This window comes from Stenotrophomonas testudinis (genome assembly GCF_024499815.1).
Lineage (GTDB): Bacteria > Pseudomonadota > Gammaproteobacteria > Xanthomonadales > Xanthomonadaceae > Stenotrophomonas.
Genome location: NZ_JAMOKY010000037.1, coordinates 1 through 15176 on the forward strand (window position 1 = coordinate 1; position 15176 = coordinate 15176).

12 protein-coding genes and 1 tRNA gene are annotated in these 15176 nt (G+C 64.9%); 5 read left to right on the plus strand and 8 right to left on the minus strand.

What is annotated here, in order from left to right:
* Nucleotides 1–120: 120 nt before the first annotated feature.
* Genes NQ204_RS16125 through NQ204_RS16135 form a run of 3 tightly spaced genes read right to left on the minus strand, consistent with a single transcriptional unit; the run spans nt 121 to nt 4329 of the window.
* Nucleotides 121–2892 carry a TonB-dependent receptor gene (locus NQ204_RS16125; protein WP_256644390.1) on the minus strand — a complete coding sequence of 924 codons (2772 nt, stop codon included), beginning with the start codon at nt 2890–2892 and terminating at the stop codon, nt 121–123.
* A gap of 10 nt (nt 2893–2902) precedes the next feature.
* Nucleotides 2903–3853, minus strand: coding sequence for a FecR domain-containing protein (locus tag NQ204_RS16130; RefSeq protein WP_305888451.1), 951 nt, complete (start codon nt 3851–3853; stop codon nt 2903–2905).
* 14 nt (nt 3854–3867) lie between these two features.
* A complete protein-coding gene (locus NQ204_RS16135) occupies nt 3868–4329 on the minus strand; it encodes an RNA polymerase sigma factor (RefSeq protein WP_488192370.1) in 462 nt (153 codons plus the stop codon).
* 302 nt (nt 4330–4631) lie between these two features.
* Between NQ204_RS16135 and NQ204_RS16140 the strand changes: the two genes are divergently transcribed.
* The 5 genes from NQ204_RS16140 (at nt 4632) to NQ204_RS19700 (ending at nt 12196) form a co-directional block, all read left to right on the plus strand.
* Nucleotides 4632–7517, plus strand: a complete 2886-nt coding sequence (locus NQ204_RS16140; protein WP_256644393.1) for an autotransporter domain-containing protein — start codon at nt 4632–4634, stop codon at nt 7515–7517.
* Between the two features lie 74 nt (nt 7518–7591).
* Complete coding sequence (locus NQ204_RS16145) at nt 7592–8596, plus strand: 2-hydroxyacid dehydrogenase (RefSeq protein WP_256644394.1); 1005 nt, start codon at nt 7592–7594, stop codon at nt 8594–8596.
* Between the two features lie 36 nt (nt 8597–8632).
* Nucleotides 8633–8708 (plus strand) — tRNA-Thr (locus NQ204_RS16150).
* A 769-nt stretch (nt 8709–9477) separates the two neighbouring features.
* Nucleotides 9478–11094, plus strand: a complete 1617-nt coding sequence (locus NQ204_RS16155) for an AAA family ATPase (protein ID WP_256644395.1) — start codon at nt 9478–9480, stop codon at nt 11092–11094.
* 886 nt (nt 11095–11980) lie between these two features.
* Nucleotides 11981–12196 (plus strand): helix-turn-helix domain-containing protein, encoded by a 216-nt coding sequence (locus NQ204_RS19700; RefSeq protein WP_488192369.1) that lies wholly within the window; start codon nt 11981–11983, stop codon nt 12194–12196.
* A 381-nt stretch (nt 12197–12577) separates the two neighbouring features.
* On the opposite strand, the gene NQ204_RS16160 is transcribed toward NQ204_RS19700, so the two are convergent.
* The 5 genes from NQ204_RS16160 to NQ204_RS16180 all read right to left on the minus strand — a co-directional run bounded on the left by NQ204_RS16160 (nt 12578) and on the right by NQ204_RS16180 (nt 15102).
* The gene (locus NQ204_RS16160) at nt 12578–13024 is read right to left on the minus strand and encodes a hypothetical protein (RefSeq protein WP_256644396.1); all 447 of its coding nucleotides are present in this window, start codon (nt 13022–13024) and stop codon (nt 12578–12580) included.
* Complete coding sequence (locus NQ204_RS16165) at nt 13021–13428, minus strand: hypothetical protein (protein WP_256644397.1); 408 nt, start codon at nt 13426–13428, stop codon at nt 13021–13023. Before NQ204_RS16165 ends, NQ204_RS16160 begins: the two co-directional genes overlap by 4 nt.
* A gap of 119 nt (nt 13429–13547) precedes the next feature.
* Nucleotides 13548–14240, minus strand: a complete 693-nt coding sequence (locus NQ204_RS16170; RefSeq protein ID WP_256644398.1) for a hypothetical protein — start codon at nt 14238–14240, stop codon at nt 13548–13550.
* 11 nt (nt 14241–14251) lie between these two features.
* Nucleotides 14252–14617 carry a hypothetical protein gene (locus NQ204_RS16175; protein ID WP_256644399.1) on the minus strand — a complete coding sequence of 122 codons (366 nt, stop codon included), beginning with the start codon at nt 14615–14617 and terminating at the stop codon, nt 14252–14254.
* A complete protein-coding gene (locus NQ204_RS16180) occupies nt 14614–15102 on the minus strand; it encodes a hypothetical protein (RefSeq protein ID WP_256644400.1) in 489 nt (162 codons plus the stop codon). The genes NQ204_RS16175 and NQ204_RS16180 overlap by 4 nt, the downstream gene beginning before the upstream one ends.
* Between the last annotated feature and the right edge of the window lie 74 nt (nt 15103–15176).

Below are 15176 nucleotides of genomic sequence, written 5' to 3' on the forward strand. Positions count from 1 at the left end.
CCCCCCCCCCCCCCCCCCCCCCCCCCCCCCCCCCCCCCCCCCCCCCCCCCCCCCCCCCCCCCCCCCCCCCCTCTACAGGAGGTGCGGCAGCCGAGCATGGCTCGGCACTACAAAAATCGGTCAGCGGACCTGCAGCGTCAACAGGAAGTAACGCCCCAGCGGATCATCCAGGCCGGCCATCTGCCCGCCGCTGCCCACCAGGTAGTTCACCGGCGCGGTATCCAGCACGTTGTGCACGTCCAGCGCCGCCACCACGCGCGGGCTCAGCTTGCGCGCCACGTGCAGGTTCCAGCGCAGCTGCGCGGGGTTCATGCAGCGGCGCGCCTCGCGCTGCTCCACCGGGCAGTCCTCGCCGGCCAGCCACGCACGCGTGCGGCCCACGCGGTTGCCGCGCAGCGCGATGTCCCACGAGGGGTTCTGCCACTGCACGTTGATGATGCCGGCGAAGGTGGGCGTGGCGTGGCCGCGCAGGTCCACCGATTCGCCGTGCGCGCGGTCGCGGCGCAGTTCCTGCTGCTGCAGGCCATCCAGCGAGAACAGCCATTGGCCATCGCGGCCGGCATCGATGCGGTACTCGCCGCGCAGCACCCAGTTGCGCGACGCGGTGCGGCCGATGTTGTCGAAGGACAGGCGCAGGTCGCGCAGGCGGCCCTGCTCGTCCAGTTCCCACGTGTCGGGGTTCCACAGCGCATCGCTCGGCTGCAGCGCGAGGATTTCGTTGCGCAGCTCGACGATGTTGTGGGTCAGCGACAGCGAGAACGCGTCGGTGGGCGTCCAGCTGGCCGCCAGCGAATGACTGCGCGAGGTCTCGGCGCGCAGCGCATCGTTCTCCACCACGTCCACTTCCACCGCGCAGCCACCGCCGCGCAGCGTGCGCGCGCAGGGCGGCAGGGTGTCCGACGCGGGCAGCGCCAGCAGGCCGAAGTAGGCCGGTGGCCGGCGCCGCTCGAACAGGCTGGGTGCGCGGAAGCCGCGGCCACTGGCCAGCAGGAACGACCAGTGCGGGCTCGGGCTCCAGCGCAGGCCGGCACGCGGCGAGAACGCGCTGTCGCCATCATCGCGGTCCAGCCGCGCGGCCAGGTCCAGGCGCAGTGTCGACGCCAGCGGCAGGCCGACTTCGGCATACGCCGCGCTGCTCGGCCGCGACAGCCGCCGTTGTTCCAGCGGCAGGCCCAGCGCCAGTTCTCCCTTGCCCAGCAGCGGGTCGGGCAGCGAGGTCCAGCGCTCCTGGCGCAGGTCGAGGCCGGTGGCCAGCTGTGCCTTGCCGCCGGGCAGGTCCATCAGTTCGCGCTGCACGCCCCACCAGGCCTGCAGCTGGGTGGTGCGGCCGCGATTGCGGATGGTCGGAAACAGTTCGTCGGCCAGACCCGGTGGCAGCGTGGAAAAACCGGGCAGGAAGTCCAGCGCGAGCGCGGCCTCCAGCAGGCGTTCGCTGCGCACGGCGCCGCCGGTACGCAGGTCCACCTGGCTGCGCTGCGCACTCAGTCCGGCCTCCCAGCTGCGGCCGCGCTGGTCGCGGCCGATGCCAACGGTCAGGTCGCCTTCGCTGGCGCGCACCCGCGGCTGCACCTCGCCGCCCTCCTGCAGCACCACGTTGAGCAGGGCATTGCGGTTGAAATCCAGCGCCACTGCCGTGGGGCCCAGTTCGAAGCGCTGGCGGTTGTGGCTGGCACGCGCTTCGACATAGGCGTAGCGGCCTTCGCCACGCTCGTGGCGGTATCGCAGGTAGCCGGCCACCGTGTCCGACGCCGGCTGCAGCGAACGCGGGCGCACGCTGTCGTACCAGCAGCCATCCTCGTCCTTCTGCAGCGGCGCATGGCATTGGCTGGCCGGGTAGTAATCGCCGTTGGCCAGGATCAGGCCGATGGGGTACCGCTCGCTGTCGGCATGCCAGCTACGGCGGTCGCCGGCCACGTGGCGCAGGCGGTGCAGGTCGAGGCCGGCGAACCAGCGGTCACCGTTGTCGCGCACGCCGCCGGTGGCCGCCTGCACGCGGTGCTGGTCACCATCGCCGCGGCCGCTGACGCCGGTCTGCAGGGTGGCTTCCGGGCCATCGGCCTGGTCGCGCAGGATGATGTTGACCACGCCGGACATCGCATCGGCGCCATAGATGGCCGAGGCGCCGCCGCGCACCAGTTCGATGCGTTCAACGAAGCTGAGCGGAAGGCCGCCGAGGTCGGTGAGGCCGCCTTCCTCCAGCGACACCATCGGGTAGCGCGGCAGGCGGCGGCCGTTGACCAGAAACAGCGTGGCGCGCGGGCCCATGCCATCCAGGCTGGTGGTGGCCGCCGCGCCCACCGGCAGGTACAGCGAATCGCCCCCGCGCGAGGTGCTCAGCGGCGGATGGCCGTTCATGCCGGGCAGGTGGCGCAGCAGATCGAACAGGGTGCCGTAGCCGCTGCGCAGGATGTCCTCGCGCTCGATCACCGTCACCGGCAAGGTAGTCTGCACGGAGGTGCGCGGCAGGCGGCTGCCGGTCACGTGGATCGGTGCCAGGTCCACCTGTGCCGGGCGCTGCGGTCGCGGTGGCGGGGCAGGCGCGACCACAGCAGGCGCTGCGGCCGCCACGGCATGGCGGCGCAGCACGTAGCCACCGCCGGGCGTGCGCAGGATGTTGACGGGCCGGCCGGCCACCAGCGCCTTCAGCGCAGCGGCAGGTTCCTGCGATCCCTGCGTCCCGGGCGTGCGCAGGTCGGCCAGCTCGCGTGCATCGAACATCAGCGAAACGCCGCTCTGCCGCGCCCACTGCTGCAGCGCCGGCGCCAACGGGCCGGCGGCGATGTGGTATTCGACCGGGGCGGCGGCGGGCGATTCTGCGGCGGCCGTGGCACCGGCCAGGGCAAGCCACAGCAGGACCATCAAACGCTGTCGCAGTGCCCCGGGGCTGGGCATCCGCGCCGCCTCAGTAAGTGCGGCGCAGTTCCAGCGCGCCATCCTTGCGCGGCTGGCCAGCGATCGACCACCCCAGTTCCAGGGCAGACAGCAGTTCATGCGGATCGCCGGCACGGAAGCTGCCGCTCACGGCCAGGTCGGCGATGTCCGGGTCGGCAATCACCAGCGGCGTGCTGCCGTAGCGGTTCATGCGCTCGACCACCGTGGACAGGGGCGTGGCATCAAACACCAGGCGGCCCTCGGGCCAGGCTTCGGCCGCGGCGGTGGTGGCCAGCTGCGGGCCTGGCTGGATGCGGCCGGACGGCGACACCTGCAGCTGCTGGCCCGGGGCGAGCGTGTGCTGCGCGCTGCCGCTGGTCACTTCCACGGCGCCTTCCAGCAGGGCCACTTCCACCCGGCCGTCGTTCAACCGCTCGACCTGGAAGGTGGTGCCGATGTCGCGGATGCTGCTGCCGCCGGCCTGCACCCGCAGCGGGCGCAGGGAGGCGGCCACCTGCAGCTGCATGCGGCCGCGTTCCAGTTCCAGTTCGCGCTTGCGCCAGCCGAAGCGGGCGCTCAGCGTGGTGCCGGCATCGAGGGTGGCGATGCTGCCATCGGCCAGCGTGCGCACCTGCGGCAGGTGGCTGGCGTTGGCGTAGCGCTGCGGGGTGGGATTGCCATCGGTGTAGACCATCCAGCCGATGCCCACGGCCAGGCAGACGCCGGCCGCCGCCGCCACCGACGGCAGCCAGCGCCGTGCGGGCGTGCGTGCGACGCGGGCAGCGGCGGTGCGCAGCCACGGGTCGCCGGACAGGCCAGCGCTGCGCAGGTGCAGCTTCTCGGCCTGTGCCCAGGCGGTAACGTGGGAGGGGTGTTCGGCCAGCCAGTCCTCGAACGCTTCGCGCTCGATCGAGGTGCAGTCGGGGGCCTCCAGGCGGGCCACCCAGGCGCTTGCGCGCTCGAACAGCAACGTGTCATCCATGTATGCGTCGCGGGTCACTCACTCTCTCCATCAGTGTGGAGAGGATTGCTGCCCAACTCCTTGCGCAGGCCCTGAAGGGCACGGGCGATGTGTTTTTCCACCGTCTTGGCGGTGATGCCGCAGTGCCGGGCGATCTGTGCATAGCTCATGCCGGTGATGCGGTTGAGCAGGTACACCTCGCGGGCACGTTCGGGAAGCTTGAACAGTGCCTGTCGCAGCAGCGCGATCATCTGGCCGGATTCTGCCTGACGCAGCGGATCGGGAGAAGTGCCGTGCGGCTCCTCGCTGCTGTCGCGTTCACCCAGCGGCAGGTGACCGCGCGCGTGTGGCGAGCGGCCGCGGTCGGCCAGGCGGTTGCGGGCGATGCGGTACAGCAGCAGGCGCAGCTCGTCGGTGCCATGGCCGCGGTAGCGGATCAGCCGCTCGATGCTGTCCTGCGCGATGTCCTCGGCATCCTCCGGGCCGACACCGCGCATGCGCAGGAAGGCACACAGCGGCGCACGTTCCTCACGGATGAAGGTGATGAAGGCATCCGGAACCCCGGCCGGGTCCGGCGCGCGCTGGGGCAGGGGGGAGGGGGCGGACAGGGGGAAGGCCTCGAACGACAAACGCGTCATCGAGTTTTACAAGACCATGACCGCAGGGGGAAGTGCGTGTCGTTTACGACATGCTTGGATGAATGAGTTCAGATTTTCGCGTGCGACGCACTGGGGGTGTTCGGCGCGCTACGGCGTTCTGCCTTCGTCCCGCGTGGTGCGGGTTGGAGAGAGAGACCGCAATGAAGCATTCGAAGTTGAGCCTGGCCTTGGCCGGCCTGGTGGGTATGGCAACTCTGGGCGCGATCGGCGACGCAGCGGCGATGAACTACCACGTGCAGGACGACCGCGTCGTTCTCAGTGGTGGCGTGACCTTCGCCGACGTCGTCGCGCTGCCGGCGCTGCTGGCCAAGGCACAGGAAGAAGGCCGCCCGATCCGCGAAGTCGTGCTGCGCACCTCCAACGGTGGCGCGCTGATCGCCGGTGAGTGGCTGCAGGCCATCATCCGCACCCAAGGCCTGGATACCATCGTGTCCGGCCACTGCATCTCGTCGTGCTCGATCATGCAGTCCGGCGGCGTCAACCGTTACCTGGCCGGCGACCTGCCAGTGGTCGACTCGGTGCAGATCCACGCCGCCAGCAGCGGCGGCCGCATCACCTACAGCCCGTCGCCGCGCATGACCCAGATCTACACCGGCAACTACGGCGGCGGCATGGATGCTGGCCTGCTGCACAAGGCCATGTATGAAGTGGTGGCGCCCAACGGCCTGCTGGTGTTCCGCGACCCGTCGCGCACCACCGGCACCTCGGTCAGCTTCGACCCCGATGGCAGCGGCCGCAACCTGCAGCTCTTCCCGGGCCAGGACATCTACAGCAACAACATCATCACCGCGGCCGGCTACCGCGACCCGGGCGATACCCTCACCGTCACCGGCAATGTCACTGGGGACATCAACCCGGGCTACCTGTCCACCGCCCACCAGCTGCAGACCTTCGTCGAGGATGACTTCGCGCGTTGGAACGATGCCGAGTACGACACGACCTACATCAACTACGCGGTGACGCTCTACAACCGTGCGTCCAATGGCCCGAATGGCGTCGGCCAGTTCTCGCTGCAGGATTACCTCAACAATCCGGGCAACCAAGCGTTCCTGCAGGGCCAGCTGCGTCTGGCCGACCTGGATGCCTCCGCGCTGGCCAACTCGGCCGGCGTGATCCGCGTCGCCAAGGGCGGCACCTGGCGCACCTCGGCTACCACGGGTGCCGATTTCATGCTGGTCGACGGCGGCACCATCGCCTTGGAAGGCGGTGCCCTGCGCGCACCGGAAGTGCGGGTGATGGCCGGCGGCCTGGTGGTCGGGCACGGCGACATCGCCTCGCTGGAAACCGACACCGATGCACTGCTCGACGCCACCGGCCCGTCGCTGCGCGAGGACGGCTTCAACCGCCTGCGCGTGTACGGCACGCTGATGCCGCGCGGCGGCGACCTGGTCACTCACGGCTACGTCAACATCATGCCGGGCGGCAACGTGCTGTTCGACGTCACCGAAGCCGGTGGCAGCGCCGCCGGTCGCCTGCGCGTGGGCAGCTTCTTCGACGGTGGCCAGAACGACGGCGCATTGGTGATCTCGCCCGGTGCGCACCTGGAGTTGAACGTCGCCAAGGGCTTCTACGCCGGCAACTACCAGCGTGAACTGGTCACCGGCCCGATCTACGAGGATGGCTTTGCCGATGCCGTGCGCCTGGGCGATACCGCCTACAGCGCCAGCATTACCGACAACGAAGTCTTCCGCCCGCGGCACAACTCGCTGCTCAGCTTCAATATTCATCAGAGCGAGGACGGCCTGTCGCTGACCGCGAACCCGGGCTTCGACCAGCTGGCACAGCTGACCGCCAGCAACGGCAACCAGAGCCTGGGCGTCGCCCTGGCCGCCGCAGGTGATCGCCAGGACGCGCGCCTGAAGTCGTTGCTGGGCGCGCTGCAGTTTGCCGACCGCGATGTCATCGCGCAGCAGGCCGGTGCCCTGCGCGGTGATGCGCACGCCACCCTGCGCCTGGCCGACAACGCCCTGCTGGGCAGCATCGGCACCGTAGTCACCCAGCACCAGGCCGGCCTGCGCAGCGGCAACGGAGATGCCGGTGGTCTGGCCGCGCAGGCAGCACAGGCGGCGTCGGCACAGCCAGGCATGGCCAACGGCAGCCTGTTCAACCAGCTGGCCATGCATCTGGTCGAGCCGGCGGCGCAGGCGGTGGCAGGTTCGGACGGCGGCGCTGGCACGCGTAACCACGGCTTCTGGGGCCGCGGCTTCGGCAGCCACGGCCGCATCGATGGCGACGGCGGCGTGGCCGGCCTGACCCACACCGTGGGCGGCATCGTGCTGGGTGCCGATACACGCGTGGCCGATGACCGCGTCGGCCTGGGCGTGAGCGTGGCCGCGGCGGACATGTCGACCAAGGCCCGCGATGGTTCCGGCTTCAGCGGTGACGTGCGCGCGCTGGATATCGGCGGCTACCTCGATGCCACCTATGCGCGTGGCTACCTGTCGGCCGCCGTGCGCTACACCGACCTGCGCCACGACACACGCCGCGGCATTGCCGGCATCGACGGCCTGAACGATCCGCTGCGCGCCAAGTACAACAACGATGCGATCTCCGCGCGCCTGGAGCACGGCTTCAGCTTCACCACCGGCAACGGACTGGTGGTGCAGCCTCTGCTGCCGGTGGTGGATTACGCGCGCACCTCGGCCACGCGTTTCAATGAAGGGCAGGGTGCTGGCGCACTGGCCGGCCGTGGCGACAGCCTGGAAAGCATCCGCGTGGGTGCCGGCCTGCAGCTGTTCAAGACCTTCGACGGCAGCAACGGCGAGCGCATCACCCCGCGCGCGCGCGTGGTCTGGCAGAAGGAACTGGGCGACACGCAGGCCCGCTACAGCACCGGCTTCGCCGCCGCCCCGGACCTGGTGTTCGGCAGCAGCAGCCAGACCCTGGGCGAGCAGGTGCTGGCGTGGAACCTGGGCGTCACCAGCCGCGCCAGCGATCGCCTGTCGGTGATGGTCGACTACGTGGGTGAGCGCCGCGATGGCCAGGTGCAGAACGGCGTGATGCTGGGCCTCGGCTACGCGTTCTGAGTAAAGGGCGCACCGGCGGCATGACGGCCGCCGGTGCGCTATGGTCTGCGAAGGATTTCCGTGCAGGCCCGCCCATGCAGATTGCCGTCTTCAGCGCCCGTCCCTATGACCGGCGCTTCCTGGAAGAAGCCAACGCGCGCGACGGCGCCGGGCAGGGCTTCCAGTTCGTCCATTTCGATGCCGCGCTGGATGTGCACACTGCGGCACTGGCGCAGGGCTGCACCGCCGTCTGCGTATTCGTCAACGACCGCCTCGATGCGCCCGTACTGCAGGCGTTGCATGCACTGGGCGTGCGCGCCGTGCTGCTACGCTGTGCCGGGTTCAACAATGTCGACCTGGCCGAAGCCGCACGGCTGGGATTCTTCGTGGCCCGCGCGCCGGCCTATTCGCCCGAAGCCGTGGCCGAACATGCGCTGGCTCTGGTGATGACCCTCAACCGGCAGACCCACCGCGCCTACAACCGCGTGCGCGAAGGCAACTTCATGCTGGATGGCCTGCTCGGCCGCACCCTGCACGGCCGCACGGTGGGCATCGTGGGTACCGGCAAGATCGGCCTGGCCACCGCGCGCATCTTCCGTGGCATGGGCTGTACGGTGCTCGGCCATGCTCCCTATCCGTCGGCGGATTTCGATGGGGTGGGGGATATGGTCGCGCTGGAAGAGCTGCTGGCGCGCGCGGACATCGTCTCGCTGCACTGCCCGCTGACGCCGGACACCCAGCACCTCATCAACGATGCCTCGCTGGCGCGGATGAGGCCCGGCGCGATGCTGGTGAACACCTCGCGTGGCGGCCTGGTGGATACTCACGCGGTGATCCGCGCGCTGAAGTCGCGCCGGCTGGGCCATCTGGCCATCGACGTCTACGAGCAGGAAAGCGCGCTGTTCTTCCAGGACCTGTCCGGCGAGATCATCGACGACGAGGCCTTCCAGCGCCTGATGACCTTCCCCAACGTGCTGGTGACCGGCCACCAGGGCTTCTTCACCGTGGAGGCGCTGCAGGAGATCTCGGCCATCACCCTGGGCAACCTGGCCGATTTCGCCGCCGGGCGGGCGTGTGCCAACCGGGTCGGGGCGGATTGACCAGCGGGGTAGGCTGCCCGTAAAATCGCCTGCTCAGCCGGAATAGCTCAGTTGGTAGAGCGGCGCATTCGTAATGCGTAGGTCGCAGGTTCGACTCCTGTTTCCGGCACCATGCTTCCCTATCGCTTACAAATCAGCGATTTACGATGCCCTGCGGTACACGTGCGGGGTACAGTCGGGAGCACTGCGGTACGATCCTAAGAAGCCCACTGATGGTCACTGCGGCACTATTTGCGCAGATTCTCCACGGGCCGTTTGATCCCTCGATTCTGAGTTGCCTGCTGGACGCGCTGCGCGGTCGAGTGTGTCAACTGCCGCCCAAATCGTGGCCAGCGAGGGATGCCTGCGACGCTCGCGACAAGAGCTAGGCTGGACGACCTCGTTGGCGATTCGCTCGATTACAAGGTCTGCGAGAGTTCAATAGGTCACCTGATGGCGGGCGAGTCCCGAAGAGTGGGTGCTTTGCCAACAACACCTCCCGTAGCCGCGCAATCAAGATCTCACGTCATCGAAATAGGTTGCTTCCCTAGCAGCTAGGCCTGACCAAAAACCAAGCCGCTTCGGCGATCCCTCCAGGTTAAAGCAGGAAACGTGCCCGCCGTGGAGGGGAGTAGTCCTAGGCCACGCTTGTATGGGAAGCAATGTCTCCTATTGGCCGGAAGCGGACATTGGGTTATGCAGTGGACCAAGGATGTACATCAAAGCTAATACAGGTCTGCTCCGACACATGACGAACGTTAGCCCACCTTGCGTTGGCTCGCTATGAGTTGATGGACGTCTTCCGTCGTTGATCCATGCGCTCCTTTGCCCGTCTTTGCCGACCTTCTGCCCTGATGAGATATAGTTCATGGGAACAGAGCCAGTAATATGGAGCAGATCAAATGTCGTTTGATTTTAGTGTCCCCGGGCCAAGTGGACCCGTCAAGGTCGCAATCGAGCGGGGAGCCTCAGCAATATTTGTGGGGGCGAATGGATCAGGGAAAACCCGACTGGCAGTTTTTGTTGAGGATGCAATTGGTGAAGCGGCACACCGAATCTCTGCCCACCGATCTCTCAGACTTAATCCAGCCATTCCAAAGATTCGTGGTGCCGAAGCGCTACGCAAGCTCAGATACGGCTGGGAGGGCGAGAAAGCGACAGTCCATCATCGACGAGGTTACCGGTGGCGTGACCAAGATCCTGCAGTTGCCATGCTCAACGACTTCGATAGTTTGCTACAAGCTCTATTCGCAGACCAAGCCGTCACTACCTTGGACACTCATACGCGTCACAGGGCAGGAACACTGAGCAACGCGAAGGCGACGAAGTTTGAAACCCTTTCCGATATTTGGCATCGCCTTCTACCTCATCGACGTTTAGTAATTACAGGCGATGACATCCAAGTCTCCATTACGGGCAAATTAGATACCTACCCAGGGTCGGAAATGAGCGACGGAGAGCGTTCCATCTTCTACTTACTAGCTCAGGCTCTCATTGCCGCAGAATCTTCACTCCTCATCGTTGATGAGCCAGAACTACACGTACATCCGTCAATCATGTCAAAGCTTTGGGACGAGGTCGAAGCTGCGCGAAAAGACTGTGGCTTCCTATTTATAACTCACGACTTGCAGTTTGCAGCAGGTAGGGCTGCACAAAAATACGTTCTCCGATCCTTTGATCCATCACCGTCGTGGACCGTGGAGGAAGTCCCGCTTAGTGTCGATTTTCCCGAAGAGCTAGCTACACTGATTCTAGGGAGCCGACGTCCAATCCTTTTCGTAGAAGGGGGCGATAACAGTTTGGACCAAGCGATTTACCGCTGCTGCTACCCGGACTGGACGGTGGTTCCAAGAGGCTCATGTGAGGAAGTTGTGCATGCGGTCATGACGATGCGTTCGAACGCGCAGCTGACCCGAGTCACATGCGCGGGAATTGTTGACGCCGATGACCACTCGGCTGACGAAATTGCGAAGATGAATGCAATGGGGGTGTTCCCACTTTCCGTATCCGAAGTCGAGAACCTAATTTTACTTCCAGCGGTTAGTCGGGAAATTGCGAAGCTGGATGGATTCGCGGGAGGGGAGCTTGAAGCTCGCTTGTCACGTCTAGAGAGTGCTGTCTTGGGTACTCTAGATTCGCAGGCAAAGATTGATGAGGTCGTACTGCGGTACTGCCGCCGACGGATTGATCGAGCTCTAAAACGGATCGACCTGTCCGCTCAGGAAAATCTTGATGATCTAGTCGCCAAGTACGTGGAGGAGACAGTCGGCTTGGATGTTCAAAGCATTGCTTCAACTGCAGCTCAGAAGATTGATATGGCAGTAAAAAACGCTGATTTGCCGAGCTTGCTGAGCATCTACGATAACAAAGGACTGATAGCCCTTGCGGCTTCTCATTTGAAGCAGACAAGAATGTCGGCATTTGAAGGCTGGCTCACGAGGATGCTACGAGATGAGACAAAGGCACCTGACTTGATCGCTGTACTTAGATGCAACCTGCCAGCAGTATCGGCTGCGTAGCGTTCATTATGGTTACCGTCGTGGGGGGGCTATTGAATTAGTTTTTCGTGCGCGGCGTAGGTCTCACAGAACGTCTCAGGAATTTTCCGCCCCGAGCTATAACCATGGTTTACTTGAGAAAAGAGCGCCGGGGATACGGTTGCACATCGATGGGGCGCTGTCCGTTTTTGGCCGGTAGCAGACTCTCAGCGAGAGACCCTTGGCAGTTGGACAAGTGTGAAGGGAGCCGTGTACGAGATATCCCCGGACGCCAGCCCTACCCCTTGACCATTGCAACCAAAGGTTCGCTACCCTCGCGGGGCCGTAGGGCAGCAGAAGTGATAATTTATGGTTGCGCGTCTACCCGCGTCTACCCGCGTCTACCCGCGTCTACCCGCGTCTACCCGCGTCGATTCCGCTTATATGCGCCAGTCGAAGTGCATCGAAGATTGCCGATAGATTGGATTTTCGATATCTGCAGGGCTGTGCTTTAGTTCTGGTCTGCCCAAAATCAGGCTGACGCAATGCTAAAAATTGCACTTGAGCGGCTGCTTCTTGATGAAATTGCCAAGGTCGCAGCAGGAAAAACGGCATACGGCCGATACTTCATGATCTGTCTTCCCTTCCGGACCCGCCTTATAGTGGACCTTGGAAAGCGCTCTGGAACGCCTGTTAGGGTCAGGCGCAAATGAGGCAGCCGCGCCCCTCTAAAGCAAAGCGTGACGCCGTCGTAGCCAATGACGTGCCCTACGGGCCGGTCTCAGGTCAATCGCATCTGCTAGAGGTTCCGATACGGCGTCTCTCTGATCTGATGGGTCCTGACACCACGCTACGCCAAGTTTACTTCCTCATGGCGCTATGGCGCGTAGATGCCTCGGGGTTGTCAGCGGGTAGCATCGAGGAGCAGATGAGCAGGGCTGTCCCTGTCGCCCAAAGTTCGATAAGTAGATCCCTGCGCATACTTCGGGAGTTGGGGTTGGTTGAGGTCTTCCTAGCGCCGCAAGACGGAAGGTTTAGGTTGACCCGACTCAGTCCAATGGGCCGGACATTTATGGCTGGTCTTCTGGACTGCATGCCCCGTGACCGAGAGAAAAAAGCAGACGGGGACACTGGCGCTCCGTAGAAATCTATTCCGACTGGTTGAGGCTGATCGTGAGGAAGAAGGATGCAGTGGCGGAACTACGAACGAAGGCGACTTTGTGGAAATCGGACTTTTCCCACGCGTAAGTTTGCATGGAACAGTGCATAAGCCGCTCTGGGATCGCCGTCTGGGTGGTATCTAGACGCTTCAAGTGCGCAACGCAGCAACAATGCTGACAGCAATTAGGAGAAGGTCGGAGGAAGCCCCCGGCTGCACCTGAGGTCCCTTCAAGGGTCTTCAAGCGCAGCCGGGGGCTTCGTAGTTTCAGGTCGCGAACTGCTCAGGGAGCCGCGATGCTCTGTCGATCCACACCACGGGGGAGGGGGTTGCTTCGATGTGCCAGATTGGATCGCCCTGGCCGCGTTATGCGCCCTTCTCCGTGAAGCCGAACTCGCGCAGGATCGCGGGGGCACGCTTCAGGCCGTTAGTGCGAACAGATGAGAGCGACTTGGGCCACTTGCTCAGAACAGATTGAGGTAGGCGGGTGTCTTTCAGGGCTTTGATAGCGTCGACCACTGGCTGGATACGCTTCAGCCATTCGGCGCTTGGCTCGTATACCTGGGCCGCTGCCTCTGCGCTGCGCATCATCCCTGCGAATAGGTGCAGTTCCTTGTAGAAGTGATAGGCAGGGGTGTGGCCTAGCGCCATGTTTGAGTAGCCCTGTTCGGGGTCGCGGGCCTCGCGCAGATTGCCTGGCGTCCTAGCCAATGAGACCGCACGGGACTTCAGGTTGCCTCGTTGGTGGCCTTCAGTACGTTCCTTGCCGGTGGCGGTGATGATCTTCGTGGGGCGCATACTCGGCGCGGTCATGCGGTCGGATCCTTGTAGATGGATTCAAGGGCGGCGATTGCCTGCGCCAGCGGCGGCAGCAGGTCGTCAGTGATGCCCCGACCAAAGCGGTCGGCAACGTGGTCGTGCAGTTCCTTCAGCAGGTTGCAGGCGTTCACTGCATCGGCCTTCAGCATTCCCGACACGGCCTGAAGGTCACTTGCGGTTGCTTCGCGGCTGGCCTCGCCAACCCCGACCGTGGACAAGTCGGTGAGGTGGCCCGACCATGCGGCTTGCTGGGCAGCGAACAGGTTGCGCGCGGTCTCGTCCACACGGCGGGACCAGCTGGGCAGCAGTGGCTTCAGTACGCTGCGCATCGGTCCCTTCAGCGTATTGCACGAGGTGCCGAACGCATCGGACATTGCGATGAATGTTGCGGGGGGCATGCGGTTTTCCTTTGGCGCACGGCAGGGCCTCCCACAGGTCCGAGGGGTACGTGCAGGAGGTTGCCGTTATGTGGTTGCAGTGGAGCGGAAGAGGGGCGCAGGTGGCCCCTCGGATGGCCTCAGTCGTACAGGCCGGAGCGGCTGACCTTCTGCGCTGCAACGCGCTTCAGTCCGTTGATGCGCTCCTGTCGTGCCTCTGCAATGGCCTGTGCCTGGGCTTCGGCCATATCGGCTGCGAGAGCCTTTTCCTTCGCGGTGCGGTGTTCGCGTTGGACGACGCTGGCGGCTGCGGCGTCGATCTGCGCATTCTTCAGCGAGCGCCTCGCGTTGGTTAGACGATGCTCTGCGATTTCGCGGGCTCTGCCTTCCAGCTTGCGCACCGGCACAGGATTGCCGTCTCCGTCAATATCGTAACGGGCAATGGCCGACAGGTCGGCTTCCAGTGCCGCAATTTGCTTCGTCTCAGCCCGCCCGAGGGACGCGTAATCGAGATTCAGCAGTCGGGCGTGGTCACGCTCGTCTGGCGTCTCGTTGTCCCGGCGGCCCTTAACGCGCAAGGTGACGCGCGCAGTCTTGCCTTCGGACGTGGCGATTTCGACGGTGCGCGAGGTGTCGCCCTCGGCTCCACCTGAGACTGTGGCGGCAGAAACGGCGTTGGTGATAGCGCGGTCACGTGCGCGCAGGACCTGTTCACCCGTGGCAATGCTTCCGATGGTGTGGCCGGTCAGTCCAATCTGCTTGAATCCTTCGGTTGCGAGGGCTTCGCCGTGGGCTTTCAGCGGATTGGCGGCTACTCGGATGGTGTCGTGCATGTTCGTTACTCTCAGTTCGTGATGCCGATGCTTTCGGCGATGTTGTTGATTACAGGGATGGCAGCGCCGATGTGTACGCCAGTAGTCTCCAGACGCTGCAGGGCAGACCTAAGGCCCGCTAGCGCTACACCAGCGGCCAGCAGCGCATCCCTGCGCGCCGCGCTACGGTCGGTCTGCGCGGCGGTAGTGGTGGCGTCGAAGACGGCTCTGCGTGCGCGCTCCTCGGCTTCCTGCTGCGCCCTCTCGGTTGCGGCCTCGGCCATGCGATGCTGCGTGGCTTCATGGGCGCGGCGAGAGACCTCGGCCTGAGCGATCAGGCGTTGAGAGGTTTCCAGCGGGTTGACCTTGGGTGACCTGGGGGTGTGCCGCACGGTCACAGCGGATTGACCGGGCCGGTGCGCTTAGGCAGCGGCTTGGTGTCCGGGTTGTAATCCATCCGCATATCGCCCCCGAACGCCGGAGAGATGTAGGGAACCACTGCCGGGGGGGCGTTGGCCGGTGCCTGCGCGGCTACCGGTGACGGCGGGCCGTGGTAAGTCGGTGCCGTTGTGGTACTCGGGCGCGGTGCAGCGGGTCGTGCCTGCGCCGGGACCTGATACTGCAGCGGGGGCAGGCCTTGTGCTTCGCGGGCCATGTTCGCTTCGACGTAGGCCAGCATCCGGGCGGCTTCAGCTTCCTCTGCCAGTTCGGCGCGGGTCGGCGGTCGTTCCGGCTCAGGTAGCAGCGGCTGGCGGTCAGAGTATCGGCGTTCGTTCTCTTGATTGACCGCCTCCAACTCGGTGAGATACGTGTACAGCTGGGCCTCTTCCTCGCGTGCGTCACGCATGGCGGCGAACAGGTTTGAATCTGCGTTGTGTGTCATCGGGATTTGAGCGGGATGGGACGGCGTGGAGACCGTCGGGTTATCTGAGGTGGCCTGGGACTTGACTGGCGGCG